Origin of the sequence: Thauera sp. WH-1 (assembly GCF_047806685.1) — a bacterium.
GTDB lineage: Bacteria > Pseudomonadota > Gammaproteobacteria > Burkholderiales > Rhodocyclaceae > Thauera.
Genome location: NZ_JBLQGP010000032.1, coordinates 16,151 through 28,358, shown reverse-complemented (window position 1 = coordinate 28,358; position 12,208 = coordinate 16,151). Strand labels below are relative to the sequence as shown.

Sequence of the window (12,208 nt, the reverse complement as noted above, 5' to 3'; positions counted from 1 at the left end):
GGGCGGCTTGGGATGACGATATCCGTATGAAAATGCTGGGGATTCATCCGTTATGACTTTCGAGTGCGATGGCCCTGCCTCGCACAGAATGGCTTCTATGCCGGTGCGGGTATCGGGCAGGCAACCATCGATGCGTGCGACGGGGTCACCAATTGCGACGATGAGGACACCAGCTGGAAGATCTTCGGCGGTTGGCAGTTGAATCCGAATATTGCTTTCGAGGCCGCCTGGGTGGATTTGGGTGAGGTCAGTGGATCCGTAGGCGGTGCGGCAGTCAGCGCCGAAGTAGACGGCTGGACTCTCGCCGCGAAGGGCATCCTGCCGCTCAACGAGCAGTTCAGCGTGTTCGGCAAGCTCGGTATGATCAGGTGGGATGTCGAAGGGGGCGGTGCTGCCTCCGGCATTGACGACGATGGCACCGACCTCATGTATGGCATCGGCGCTCAATACATGTTCACTGATCGAGTCGGCATTGTCGGCGAGTGGGAGTGGTATGACATTGACGATGATGTTGATCTGCTGTCCATCGGTGTGCTGATCAAGTTCTAATCGGCTCGATCAAGCCCAATAGAGAAGGCCCCGGCAGGGGCCTTCTTTTTGTCCGGCTCTTCCGGGCCAACTCAATCGGCTCGGTCTACGCACGCGGCCAGCGGCCAGCGCGCCAACGACTGCTCGATCGCTACGGCGCGCCAATCCACGTCGCACCGATGCAGGCGGCCACATCCACCTTCTCGTCGGAGACAAAGCCCGCAGCATCGCCGTGGATGAACATGACTTAATCGCCAACGCCAAGTTGACCCGCACGGCGTGTTGCCTGCTCGGGATCTCTGAGGAGGTCGAGATCTGACGCTGGAGCAGTCGCCTGCCAAGCGTCTTTGAGGCACCGGGCGGCTGCTTACGGTGGTGATGCCGAGAGGGTACTATCGGCCACGACCCGCCGTTCGGCCCGCAGGTTGAGTTGCCGCTCGAACGACCGCTCCACTTGGGTTGCTGCCAGACGGTCAGCTCCCCCATGTTCGTTTTGTCCAAAGTACGGCAAGAAGGACGGGCTCGAAACCGCGCCGTTGCTGGGGGTGGCATCCAGCCGTTAGACAAAAGGGTTCAATTTGCCTGATCACGACGCACCTATCCCCTAAACGGTCTGCTCACCAGTCCGATCCTGGTCGGCAGCTGGCAATCTCCCGGGACGTGTCCCGCTTCATGTCCCCTTCATTATTGTGCGATATTCCGTCACCTGCACTTGTCATGCTCTCCGAATCGGAGTCCACGCTGTTTCGTCACATCGCGCTCGAGAGCCGGGCCGCAATTTCAGGAGCTCCCATATGTTGCGCAATGTCTTGCTGGCTGCTCTGGCGCTCGGAGTGGCTGTCTCTAGTCATGCGAGCCCTCTAGCTCCCAGCGTGCTGTTCACGGCCGTCCGCGACGGCGTGCTGACGGTACGGACGTTCGATGCCGAAGGCGCTCCCATCGGCACCGTCAGCGCGATCGCGGTCGCCACGGAGCGCTTCGTGACCTTGTGTAGCCCGCTCGACGGCAGCGATGCGATCCGCCTCGCGGAAGCAGGTGGGCGGACGGTCGACGCCAGCGTGATTGCGCGGGATCGCGGGCGTAACCTTTGCCTGCTGAGCGCGTCTGCGAATGCGCGCACTTTGGCTGTAGCGCCAGCGGGCGCACAGCCCCGCGTCGGATCACGGATTTACGCGCTTTCCGATGCGCTCGGCTTCGGCGTTGGTTTGACTGAAGGCGTGATCTCGGGACTCGGTGGCGGCGAGCGCGGCGAGTTGCTGCAGTTCTCCGCGCCGGTCTCTCCTGGTTCTGAAGGTGGGGCGCTGCTCGACGAGCAGGGCCGGTTGCTCGGCGTCATCGACTATCGCCAGCGCGAAGGTCAGAACGTGAATTTCGCTATGCCAGCGGCCTGGGCAAGCATGATTGAAGCGCGCCACGACACTGATACGGCGCGCCAGTCGTTGCGCGACCGTGCGCCCCGGCTGGCGCGTGTGGGGGACGGCGAAGCGCTCGTCCGCCTGGCTATGGAATGGACGCGGCTTTACCCGGAGGATGCTGACGGCTGGACTTGGCGAGCGGTTGCAGCCAGCATGCAAGGTGACTTCGTCGCCGAGGAGGCTGCTTGGCGCCAAGCGGTACTTCGGGCGGGTGGCATGACGGTGGCTGAGCTTGGTGTAGCCGGAGCCCTGCTTCGTCAGCAGCGCTTCGCCGAGGCGCGGGAAGCAGCCGCCGCGCTCGTCGGAACCCGTCCCGAAAGCGCCGCAGCGTGGTCGCTGCTCGGCCAGGCACACCATGGTAGTGGTGGCGTCAGCGAGGCAGAAACGGCCTACCGCAAGGCGCTTGCGCTCGATCCGTGGGAAATGTCCGCCCATCTGGGTTTGATCTCGCTTGCCGGCCAGCGCGGCGACCATCGAGTAGCCGCGGAAGGATGGAGCAGGTTGGTTCGCCTCTACCCCTCACGGCCAGAACTGCGCTGGCGCCTGGTGGAAGCGCTCCTGTTCGCGCAGGATGGTACGCGTGCCCACAAGCTGCTCGCCCGCTTCCCGTCAGAGCTTGCCGACAGCGCCGACGGCTTGTTCTGGCGCGGCGCAACCGCTGCGCTGCTGGGTCGGCCACAGGCGGCGAGCGAGCTGTTCCGTGCCAGCCTGGCGAAGGGGCCGTCCGAGCCGGCCCGTGCGTGGACCGAGCTCGGCAAAGCGCTCTTCGTGCTGGAACGCTTCCCCGAGGCTATCGCTGCAATGCGCGAGGCGGTACGGATCGCTCCGGACGATCCCGACCATCGCTACTGGCTGGCGGTCGCACTGAAGGATGGAGGCCATCTCGATGAAGCGATCCGGATTAACCGCGATCTGTCCGTTGCTTATCCGAACGAACCGCGGATCTGGCGCCAGCTCGGCTATGCGCAAGTGCTCGCAGCCAGGGCACCCGAGGGAATTGAGGCGCTCGAGCGCTCGCTTGCACTCGATCCAGGCCAGCCACGGGTGTGGAATGCGTTGATGATCCTGTACCGCGCAGCGGGCCGCCGTGCCGACCTCGTCCGCGCACACGGCAACCTACGCAGCCTGGATGCCGCCATGGCCGAGCGCGCCTATCTCGCCACCATCCACCCCGACGAGGCCCGCCCGCAATGAAACTCCGTCTCGTTTCCACACGCTGTGCCTGCATTCCGAGTCACGTTCCGGCCCCAGCGCTGTTGCTCCTCCTCGCGGTCTGTTCCGCTGCCCCGGCGGCTGCGGCCGACGACGCCCAGCCGGTGTTCACCCGAGTCGCACCGTCGGTGGTGACGGTCATCGCAGAAGTCGATGGCGGGACCGCTAGCGGTCAAGGCAGTGGCGTGGTGGTCAGCCGTGGGCACGTGGCGACCAATTGCCATGTCGTCCGCGATGCGGACCGGCTGAAGGTACAACATGGTGCCGCTGAGCTATCGGCACGCTGGGTCAAAGCCGATCGCAGCCGTGACCTGTGCGTGCTCGCGGTCGACGGACTGCAGGCGCCGTCGGTGCGCATCCGCTCGCTGGCGACCGTCTTACCGGGTGAGCGCGTGCATGCAGTCGGTAATCCCCTGGGCTTCGGCCTGGCGGTGACGAGCGGCCTGGTCTCACACTTCCCGACCGTGGATGGCGAACGGCTGATCCTCAGCAGCGCCGCACAGTCTCCGGGCTCCAGCGGCGGCGGGCTGTTCGATGCCGAGGGCCGACTGGTGGGCTTGACCACCAGTGTGTTCAGTGCCGGCCAGAACCTCAACCTGGCGCTGCCGGCGGACTGGATCAACGAACTCGCCGATCGCAGCGTAGCTCCGCCGCCGCCGTCCGACGTCCCCGCTGCGGAACCGCAATGGATTGCCGATGCCGTCGCCCTGGGCGCTGCGGCGCGGTGGGGGGAGCTCGAAAGCCATGCACGCCGTTGGATCTCTGCACAGCCGACGTCCGCACGCGCACACCAGGAGCTCGCGCGCGCGACAGTCCGTCTTGGACGACCGAAGGACGCCGAGCCCGCACTGCGTGAGGCGCTCCGCCTCGATGAGCACTCCGCGGAGAGCTGGCGCGTCCTCGCCATGACCCTTTATGAAACCGGGCGCCATGCCGAGGCCGAGCAGGCACTGGCGCGCGCAGAGGCCCTCCAGCCCGGCGATGCGAGCGTAGCCGCGGCGCGTGCGCACTGGCTGCTCAAGGCTGACGATGCTCGAGCCGCTTTGTCCAACATCGAACGCGCACTCGCCTTCGACCCTTTCTCTTACGGCTATTGGAATCTGCTCGGCAGCATCCGCCGTGCGCTCGGCGACTCCGACGCGGCGCAACGCGCCTTCCAAACCGCGCTCGACCTTAACCAGAACAGCGAGGAGGCGCGCAACGCACTGGCCCGCCTCCTGGCCGAGGCGGGGCGCGCCGATGAGGCCCATCGTGCACTCGCCACTGGTCGTGGCGACGCGAGGACCGATGCGCCCACTTGGCTCGCACTCGGCATCACCGACTACAACCGTCAGCGGTACGCCGCCGCCGAGGACGCTTTCCGCAAGGCGGTGGCCGCCGACCCCGGTTTTGCAGAAGGGTGGGAAAAGCTCGGCATGACCCTGGCGCGAACACTGCGTGACGACGAGCTCGCGACGGTGTTAGAACGTGCGCTCGAGCTTGATCCGACACTCTTCGAAGCGCGCCTCGAGCGCGCAGCGCTGCGTGCCCGGCGTGGCAACGCAGCGGGCGCAGTGGCTGATGCCCGCCAATTGACCGAGCTGGCGCCTGAAGAGCCACGCGCCTGGCGCACCTTGGCGATCCACAGCACGGCAGCTCAAGATCTGCGCACCGCGGCCGCGGCCTATCGGCGCGTCGATACGCTGGGCAAGGCTGGGGTCGACGATCTGGCCGATCTCGGCGATCTCCTCGACAAGCTCGGTGACCGCAACGGAGCGCTGGACGCCTACGCGCGCGCCGAGCGCATCGACCCCCGGCACTCGCGCATGCTCGGCAATCTGGCCAGCCTCCACGGCCGCAACGGAGACCTCGACAAGTCCCTGGCTTACCTCGATCGGGCCCTTGTAAGCGACCCGCGCAACGCCAATGCGCTCAGCAGTAAGGCCTACATCCTTCTGTTGCGTGGCCAGCCGGCCGCCGCCGTGTCGATCCTCGAGCAGGCCGTGCTGTACGATCCAAAGCTCGCCAATGCCTGGATCAACCTCGGCCATGCTCATCTGCGTAACCGCGATGTTGGCCGTGCCATTCCCGCACTGGAAAAGGCACTAGCGCTCGCGCCGCAGGCGCTCGACGCCCAGCTTTATCTCGCCCAGGCCTACCTCGGCATCCGTGATGCGGCGAAGGCGCGCGCGTATGCCGAGACCATCCTTGCTCGGCAGCCTGAACTGCCTGTTGCGCTGGGCATTGCAACTTTAGCCAATCTAATGACGGGTGACTCACAGCGCGCTACATTGGCGTTCGCTCGGCTGCTTGCAAAGGACCCGAAAACGGCCAACAACATTCGAGCGCAGGCGGTGGCCGCGGGCTTGCCGGGCGCCACCGCCTTGCCGAGCCCCTAGCGGATAGGGGCCTGGCAGCCTCAGGTACTCTCGATTCGGATGAGACGGGCCCGGCCAAGTCCACCATTGGTCGCCTCGTTCCAGATTTCGGGCGCCGCGCGAGACATAGGACACACCGGGGGTTGTGTCCTGTGACAGGACCGTCATAGGGGTCAGCTCACGAAACGGAGAAAATCGTACGCTAAGCCTCGGCGAGCATTCGCAGCGGCCGGAACTTGCCTTGCGCGACCTGCTTGCCCTGCGGACCGAAGAGGTGTGATCAGCCAGATAGTCAGGACGCCGTCCGTGTTGCGAACGCAGCAATTCCCATGGCATGGTCTGAACCTCATTCTTATCGCGGGACGTTTATGAAAACCATCGGTCTCCTCGGCGGCATGAGTTGGGAATCCACTGTTCCCTACTATCGTCAGATCAATGAAGCCGTGAAGGCCCGACTCGGCGGGCTGCATTCGGCGAAAGTCGTGCTCTACAGCGTCGATTTCGCCGAGATCGAGCGCCTGCAGCACCGTGGCGATTGGGATTCGGCCGGCGCCGTGCTCGCCGACGCCGCCCGGGCGCTCGAGCGTGCCGGCGCGGATTTCGTCGTGCTGTGTACGAATACCATGCACAAGGTCGCGCCTGCCATCGAGTCGGCCGTGACGATTCCGCTGCTGCACATTGCCGACCCGACCGCGGCCGCGATACGCATGGCCGGCTTGTCCCGCATCGGTCTGCTCGGCACACGCTTCACGATGGAGCAGGATTTCTACCGTGGCCGCCTGGTCGAGCAGCATGGCATCGAAGTGCTGACACCCGAGGCCGACGACCGCGAGCTCGTGCACCGGGTGATCTACGAGGAGCTCTGTCTGGGGCGGATCGAGGCGCGTTCGCGCCAGGCCTATCGCGACGTGATGCAGCGCCTGGTCGAGCGCGGCGCAGAAGGCATCATCCTGGGCTGCACCGAAATTTCGATGCTGGTGGGCGAGGAGGACGCAAGCGTTCCGCTGTTCGACACGACGGCGGTTCATGCCGCCGCCGCGGCACAGCTGGCGTTGGCGGCTATCGATTCCGCTACGCTTCGAGCGCACATGTAATGTCCGCCGGTTTGCAGAGAACGCCACCCCGTTCATTGCTGTTTGCCGTTTGGTTGCTGCTCGGTGCTCCAGTCCTGTACTACGGCGCGGAGTCGATCCAAGGCGCCCGAGATACCCTGGACTCAAGGCATTGGCCACACGTCACGGGCACCATCGTCAAGCACGAAACCCGCGGAAGGAAGTATTGTTCCGTATCCGTCATCCACTACACATACGTGGTGCGCGACAACGCTTTTGAGTCGAGCGCAAGGGTGCCAGGAGTGGAACAGTGCTTTCGATCCGAGGTCTCGAGCCGCGTAGCAAACAGCTACCCGCCCGGCAGTTCTGTGCGCGTCTACTATGACCCGCAGTCTCCACAGAATGCGGCACTGTTACCTGGATACATGACTCGCAGTGCATGGGAGGGTGTCGTTTTCTTTCCCATGTTCTTCCTGGGTTGGCTGTATTGGGGGTCGCTCTTGCTTAAAGGTCTTCGCAGTGCCCCAAAAGTGGCCTAAGTCGAACGGTTAGACGCCACGCCGAGCAGACGACGATTTCCGACCAGGGACGTCGCGCGCGCGCACCGAACTCCTCGTGGCGTCGGGTCATGCGCGCGCTCTGGATAGGCGACCGATCTGCAGCTTCGTCAGCGCAAACGCCGCAATCAGCACCACGCAGTATCCAGCGAACGCCGGTGACACGCTCCGGTGCTCCAGTAAGCCGGACAGGATCACCGCGATCACCGGGAAGATCAGGAACACGAACGACAGCACCACCGGGCTCAGTTGCTTGAGCAGATGGAAATAGGCCAGGAAGCCGCCGACCGACGCGAACGTGCCGAGATAGACGAGGGCGCCCAGCGAGGTCGCGGAGAACTGCGACACATCCGGCCGCTCCACGATCAGGCCGACGAGGGTAAGCGCGAGGCCGGCAATCCCGATCGGCAGCGTGTTGAAGGTGACGATTCCGATCGCGGCGCCCCGCTTCTTGGTGGTGACGTAGCAGTACGCATGCAGCAGCGCCGCCAGCAGGATGGCAGCGGCCCCGAACAGGCTGCGGTAGGCGAAGCCGACACCCTGCTCGTGCAGGATCATGCCCAGCGAGAAGAAGCCCACGACGATTCCGACGAGTTGGGTCGCCCAGATCGGTTCGCGCAGGATCACGACGGAGAAGATCACGGTGAAGACCGGCATCGTGCTGAACAACAGCGCGGCGAGCCCGGAGCTCACGTACTGCTCGCCGGCGTTGATCAACAGGTACGGCAGCGCGAAGTAAAGGACCACGATCAGCGCGAAAAGCCCGCCTTGCCCTTCGGGAAACAGCAGCGGCGCGCGCTGCGCGCGTGCGATCAAGTACAAGAGCGGAAACGCAATGACGAAGCGCAGGCCCGCAGCTAGCAGAGGCGGCACGGTGTCCACGGCCAGCTTGATCCCGAGCCAGGTCGTCCCCCAGGTGAGGCAGACGATGGCGAAGAGGATGGCCACGACCACCGTGGATGAGCGCGCGGTCTGGCCCGTGTCGGCTTCGGATGTTTGGGTGCTCGATGGCATGAGTTGTCCGTATCCGTTCGATCGCTGTCGATTGCACCCAAACAATGCAGGTACAATCGATCTAAGATTTACGTTCCAAAGCGTATTGTCCTGACATATGAGGGTCAACAAGTATATTGACGCGGTGACAATTGCGCGCTCGGCGGTCTCCGACGGGCGACCGCGCTACCGCGTGATCGGCGAAGCGCTTGCGCAGGCCGTGCTTGACGGCCGCCTTCGAGCAGACGCCAAGCTGCCGCCGCTGCGCGTGCTTGCGGACGCGCTGTCGGTCACGGTGGGGACGGTCGGCCGCGCCTATGCCGAGATCGAACGACAGGGGCTTGTGACCTCCCGCGTCGGGGACGGTACCTACGTCCTACCCCCGGGTGAGCGGACGCAAAAGAACGAATTCGACAATGCGCCGGACGGCAAGCCCGGCCTCATTGACCTGTCACGCAACATGCACATCCCGGGGGAAGAGTCGGCGCTTCTGGGCGAGGCGTTGCTGCGCCTTGGCGGCGACCGGCGAGTGCTGACGCAGCTCGGCAGCTATCTTCCCGACACCGGTCTGCGGCGCCATCGCGAGGCTGGGGCGCAATGGATCGGCCTCAGCGGGCGCAACGCGGTTGCGGAGCAGATCGTGGTCACCAACGGTGCGCAACACGCGTTGCTGTGCACGATGATGGCGACGCTGCGCAAGGACGAGCTGATCGTCGCCGAGCACCTGACCTACCCCGGGCTGGTGGCCGCGGCACGAGGACTCGGTGTTCGCCTGGACGGCTTGGCGATGGACGCCCAGGGGCTGCTGCCCGAGGCGCTGGAAGAGGCGTGTTTGCGGCAACGGGTGCATGCGCTCTACTGCACGCCGACCCTCCACAATCCGACCACCGGAACCATGGACCTGGCGCGCCGGCAGGCGATCGCGGAGGTCTGTCAGCGGCACAACGTGCTGATCATCGAGGACGATGCGCACGGCGTGCTGGTGGCGCCACACCTGCCGAGCCTGGCGCAATTCGCGCCCTCCCGCACGGTGACCATCGGCAGCCTGACGAAGGCGGTGTCGGCAGGTCTGCGCGTCGGGTTCATTGCGGCGCCGGACCATCTCGTCGGCCGGATCGCCAGCGCGGTGCGCACGACCTGCTGGATGGCGACGCCCCTGACGGCGGAGATCGGCGCCGGCTGGATCCTCGACGGCACTGCGGCAAGGCTCTGCACCCATCAGCGCGTGGAAATCAGCCGCCGCAAGGCGCTGGTCGAGCCGACGCTCACGGGGCTGGAGGCACGCACCGACGAGGGCTGCTATCACTACTGGATCACTTTGCCCGAGCCGTGGCGAGCCAGCGAACTGGCGGCCGAGCTCGAGGCACACGGTGTCGTCGTGAAGTCCGCCGAGTCGTTCGCGGTTGGCCGGATCGGTGTCCCGCAGTGCATACGCACGAGCGTGAGTGGTCCGGGAGACGATGCCCTCATCGAGGGCTTCCAGCGGCTGGCCGGTGCGCTCGCCGAAGGTCCTTGCCGGACGCTCGACTGATCCGGCCAGTGTTGGTCGGCGTTCTCGCCGGGCGGACGCAGTCTTGCTCTGTTCCCAGTTCAACACCATTGCTTGCCTTACCGAACGTTTTTTCCCAATTCGTGGGCTGGCCTCTACCATGCCGACGGCAGAGTGCATCAGGTCAAGCGGGCCGTGGGCACGGCGCTGGCGCAGACCTATGCAGCCACCACCTACAGCGCCAACGGCCTGCCGGTCACGCTCACCGACGCCAAGGGCAACCGCACCACCTACGAATACGACGGCCACGACCGCCGGGTGAAGCTGCGCTACCCGCACCCGAGCACCGTCAATACCTCATCGACCACCGACTACGAGCAGTACGGCTACAACGCCGTCGGCAGCCTCACGAGCCACAGGAAGCGCAGCGGCGAGACGGTCACCTTCGCCTACGACAACCTGCACCGCCTGACCAGCCGCAGCTACCCCACGGCCGCGGACAACGTTGCCTTCGCCTACGACCTGCTGGGCCGTCGCACCCAGGCCAAGTACGCCGACAACAGCCACACCGTGGCCTACGTGTGGGATGCGGCCGGGCGCCTGACCAGCACCACGGCCGGGGGCAAGACGCTCGCCTACCAGTACGACGCAGCGGGCAACCGCACCCGTCTGACCTGGCCCGAGACCAGCTTCTACGTCACCACCTCCTACGACGCGCTCAACCGCCCGAGCGCGATCAAGGAACTGGGCACGACCAACCTCGCCACCTACGCCTGGGATGACCTCTCCCGTCGCACCACGGTCACGCTGGGCAATGGCACCACCACCAGCTACGGCTACAGCACCCAGGGCGCGCTCGCCAGCCTCAGCCACAACCTCGCCGGCACCGCGCAGGACCAGACCACCACCTACACCCGCAACCAGGTGCAGGAGATCGTGGGCCAGAGCTGGACCAACGACCTGTATCAATGGACGGGCTACGCCAACGGCACCCAGAGCTACACCGCCAACGGCCTGAACCAATACACCACCGCGGCCGGCGCCACGCTCACCCACGACGCCAAGGGCAACCTCACCGGCGACGGGGTGTGGACCTACGCCTTCGACGCCGACAACAAGCTCAAGAGCGCGACCAAAACCGGCTACGCCGCCACGCTCGCCTACGACGCCGAAGGCCGGCTGCGTCGCACTACGCTGGCCGGCGCGATCACCGATCTCGCCTACGACGGGGTCGATCTGGTGGCCGAGTACGACGGTGCGGGCACGCTCTTGCGCCGCTATGTGCATGGCCCCGGAGTGGACGAGCCGCTGGTGTGGTACGAAGGCAGCACGACCACCGCCAAGAGCTGGCTCTACGCCGATCACCTGGGCAGCATCATCGGCACGGCCAACAGCGCGGGCACCAGCACCGCGATCCACAGCTACGGCCCGTTCGGCGAACCGAACGTCACCACCGGCGTGCGTTTCCGCTACACCGGGCAGCAGTACCTGGGTGGGCTGAACCTGTACTACTACAAGGCACGGTTCTACTCGCCGGCACTCGGGCGCTTCCTGCAGACGGACCCGATCGGCACGGCCGATGATCTGAACCTGTATGCGTATGTGGGCAACAACCCGGTTAATCGGTTCGACCCGCTGGGGCTGAGTGCTGTTCAGAGTGATCAACTCAACGGTGGGGTGGGTGGACTGCAGTTGGGGACAAGTTTCACAGGGGAGCGCATACAAGTTGCGTACTGCATTCCGTGCGTACCACCCGCAGCCTCCGCTGTTGGGCAGGCGGCTACCGCTGTTGGAGGCTTGGCCGCAGGATGGTGGATGGGGAGCAAGGCCAACGCTATCTACAATGAGGATGCGAACACGACAGGTGGCAAGGAGCCACCGGTTCCGGGTGCCGCCCCAGGTGACAAAACGAAGGGCCGAACTACACAATGGGAAAAGGGTGGCGGTATGGATGAGGCGAACAGAGATTTTGACGCTAAAGGTCCAACTAATGTTGCTCCGCTACCGGATGGAGGGCGCCGAGGCACGCTACCGGATGGCCGCCAGATTAACGTACGCCCCGATAGCACTGACGGACGGCCGACCCTTGAGATCCAGAATGGAAAAAACCGTGACAAGGTGAGATACAACCCATGAGTATCTATAGTCCAATATTGCAAGAGTATTTCTGCAATGCTCGCTTTGAACTTGAGGAGTTGGTCGATCGCGCGGGCAGTCTCGTACTTACCTTGGTTCGTACTGACGGTTCAAGAGTAAGGCTGCAGTTCGACTCCTACATGGCGTATCGAAAGCTTGACGAGGGAGATGCCTTGCTTACTTTGTCAGCTATGCGAAGAACCGGAGGTATGAGCAAGAGCTTTTACCGCGTGGACAATTCCGATTTCCTCGTCTGGTTTAATGAGGAGCGGTGCGGCCCTACCCCTGGTGGGCCCTTGACTCACTATATGGTGGCTACTGCGAATGACATTGTCGATGTGCTTTCACTTGACCCGCCGACCATCGAAGTGGATTAGTTGACGAGTGTAATCTGTAATCGGGGACAGACCACGATTTTGGGGTCCCGCCGCGCTGTAGAGGCTGAATCGCCGCGAGGCCATGGTCTGTC

The 12,208-nt window shown here is 64.5% G+C and carries 9 protein-coding genes and 1 pseudogene; 8 read left to right on the top strand and 2 right to left on the bottom strand.

Going from position 1 to position 12,208, the window contains the following annotated elements:
• The first annotated feature begins 63 nt into the window (after positions 1-63).
• Positions 64-549, top strand: a complete 486-nt coding sequence (locus tag ACMV5O_RS19805; RefSeq protein ID WP_416165070.1) for an outer membrane beta-barrel protein — start codon at positions 64-66, stop codon at positions 547-549.
• Positions 550-691: 142 nt separating this feature from the next.
• On the opposite strand, the pseudogene ACMV5O_RS19800 reads toward ACMV5O_RS19805, so the two are convergent.
• Positions 692-820 (bottom strand): annotated as a pseudogene (locus ACMV5O_RS19800) (SAM-dependent methyltransferase); the annotation flags it as partial.
• Positions 821-1,322: 502 nt separating this feature from the next.
• On the opposite strand from ACMV5O_RS19800, the gene ACMV5O_RS19795 reads away from it, so the two are divergent.
• The 4 genes from ACMV5O_RS19795 to ACMV5O_RS19780 all read left to right on the top strand — a co-directional run bounded on the left by ACMV5O_RS19795 (position 1,323) and on the right by ACMV5O_RS19780 (position 7,103).
• On the top strand, positions 1,323-3,137 hold the full coding sequence (locus tag ACMV5O_RS19795; RefSeq protein ID WP_416165069.1) for a tetratricopeptide repeat protein: 1,815 nt from the start codon (positions 1,323-1,325) through the stop codon (positions 3,135-3,137).
• Positions 3,134-5,533 carry a tetratricopeptide repeat protein gene (locus tag ACMV5O_RS19790; RefSeq protein ID WP_416165068.1) on the top strand — a complete coding sequence of 800 codons (2,400 nt, stop codon included), beginning with the start codon at positions 3,134-3,136 and terminating at the stop codon, positions 5,531-5,533. Before ACMV5O_RS19795 ends, ACMV5O_RS19790 begins: the two co-directional genes overlap by 4 nt.
• A gap of 347 nt (positions 5,534-5,880) precedes the next feature.
• A complete protein-coding gene (locus tag ACMV5O_RS19785; RefSeq protein ID WP_416165072.1) occupies positions 5,881-6,606 on the top strand; it encodes an aspartate/glutamate racemase family protein in 726 nt (241 codons plus the stop codon).
• Entirely contained in the window at positions 6,606-7,103 is a 498-nt protein-coding gene (locus ACMV5O_RS19780; protein ID WP_416165067.1) for a DUF3592 domain-containing protein, read from the top strand. Before ACMV5O_RS19785 ends, ACMV5O_RS19780 begins: the two co-directional genes overlap by 1 nt.
• Before the next feature lie 87 nt (positions 7,104-7,190).
• Here ACMV5O_RS19780 and ACMV5O_RS19775 read toward each other — a convergent pair whose 3' ends face one another.
• The gene (locus ACMV5O_RS19775) at positions 7,191-8,135 is read right to left on the bottom strand and encodes a DMT family transporter (RefSeq protein WP_416165066.1); all 945 of its coding nucleotides are present in this window, start codon (positions 8,133-8,135) and stop codon (positions 7,191-7,193) included.
• A 97-nt stretch (positions 8,136-8,232) separates the two neighbouring features.
• Here ACMV5O_RS19775 and ACMV5O_RS19770 point away from each other — a divergent pair, with 97 nt between their 5' ends.
• From ACMV5O_RS19770 to ACMV5O_RS19760, 3 genes are all read left to right on the top strand, one after another.
• On the top strand, positions 8,233-9,645 hold the full coding sequence (locus ACMV5O_RS19770) for a PLP-dependent aminotransferase family protein (RefSeq protein WP_416165065.1): 1,413 nt from the start codon (positions 8,233-8,235) through the stop codon (positions 9,643-9,645).
• Between the two features lie 132 nt (positions 9,646-9,777).
• On the top strand, positions 9,778-11,739 hold the full coding sequence (locus ACMV5O_RS19765; RefSeq protein WP_416165064.1) for an RHS repeat-associated core domain-containing protein: 1,962 nt from the start codon (positions 9,778-9,780) through the stop codon (positions 11,737-11,739).
• On the top strand, positions 11,736-12,116 hold the full coding sequence (locus ACMV5O_RS19760) for a hypothetical protein (RefSeq protein WP_416165063.1): 381 nt from the start codon (positions 11,736-11,738) through the stop codon (positions 12,114-12,116). Before ACMV5O_RS19765 ends, ACMV5O_RS19760 begins: the two co-directional genes overlap by 4 nt.
• The last annotated feature ends 92 nt before the right edge of the window (positions 12,117-12,208 follow it).

What these genes read in the sequence shown, in the direction of transcription:
- ACMV5O_RS19795 (WP_416165069.1), top strand. Translation starts at nt 1,323, where the DNA reads ATGTTGCGCAATGTCTTGCTGGCTGCTCTGGCGCTCGGAGTGGCTGTC.
- ACMV5O_RS19790 (WP_416165068.1), top strand. Translation starts at nt 3,134, where the DNA reads ATGAAACTCCGTCTCGTTTCCACACGCTGTGCCTGCATTCCGAGTCAC.
- ACMV5O_RS19785 (WP_416165072.1), top strand. Translation starts at nt 5,881, where the DNA reads ATGAAAACCATCGGTCTCCTCGGCGGCATGAGTTGGGAATCCACTGTT.
- ACMV5O_RS19780 (WP_416165067.1), top strand. Translation starts at nt 6,606, where the DNA reads ATGTCCGCCGGTTTGCAGAGAACGCCACCCCGTTCATTGCTGTTTGCC.
- ACMV5O_RS19775 (WP_416165066.1), bottom strand. Translation starts at nt 8,135, where the DNA reads ATGCCATCGAGCACCCAAACATCCGAAGCCGACACGGGCCAGACCGCG.
- ACMV5O_RS19770 (WP_416165065.1), top strand. Translation starts at nt 8,233, where the DNA reads ATGAGGGTCAACAAGTATATTGACGCGGTGACAATTGCGCGCTCGGCG.
- ACMV5O_RS19760 (WP_416165063.1), top strand. Translation starts at nt 11,736, where the DNA reads ATGAGTATCTATAGTCCAATATTGCAAGAGTATTTCTGCAATGCTCGC.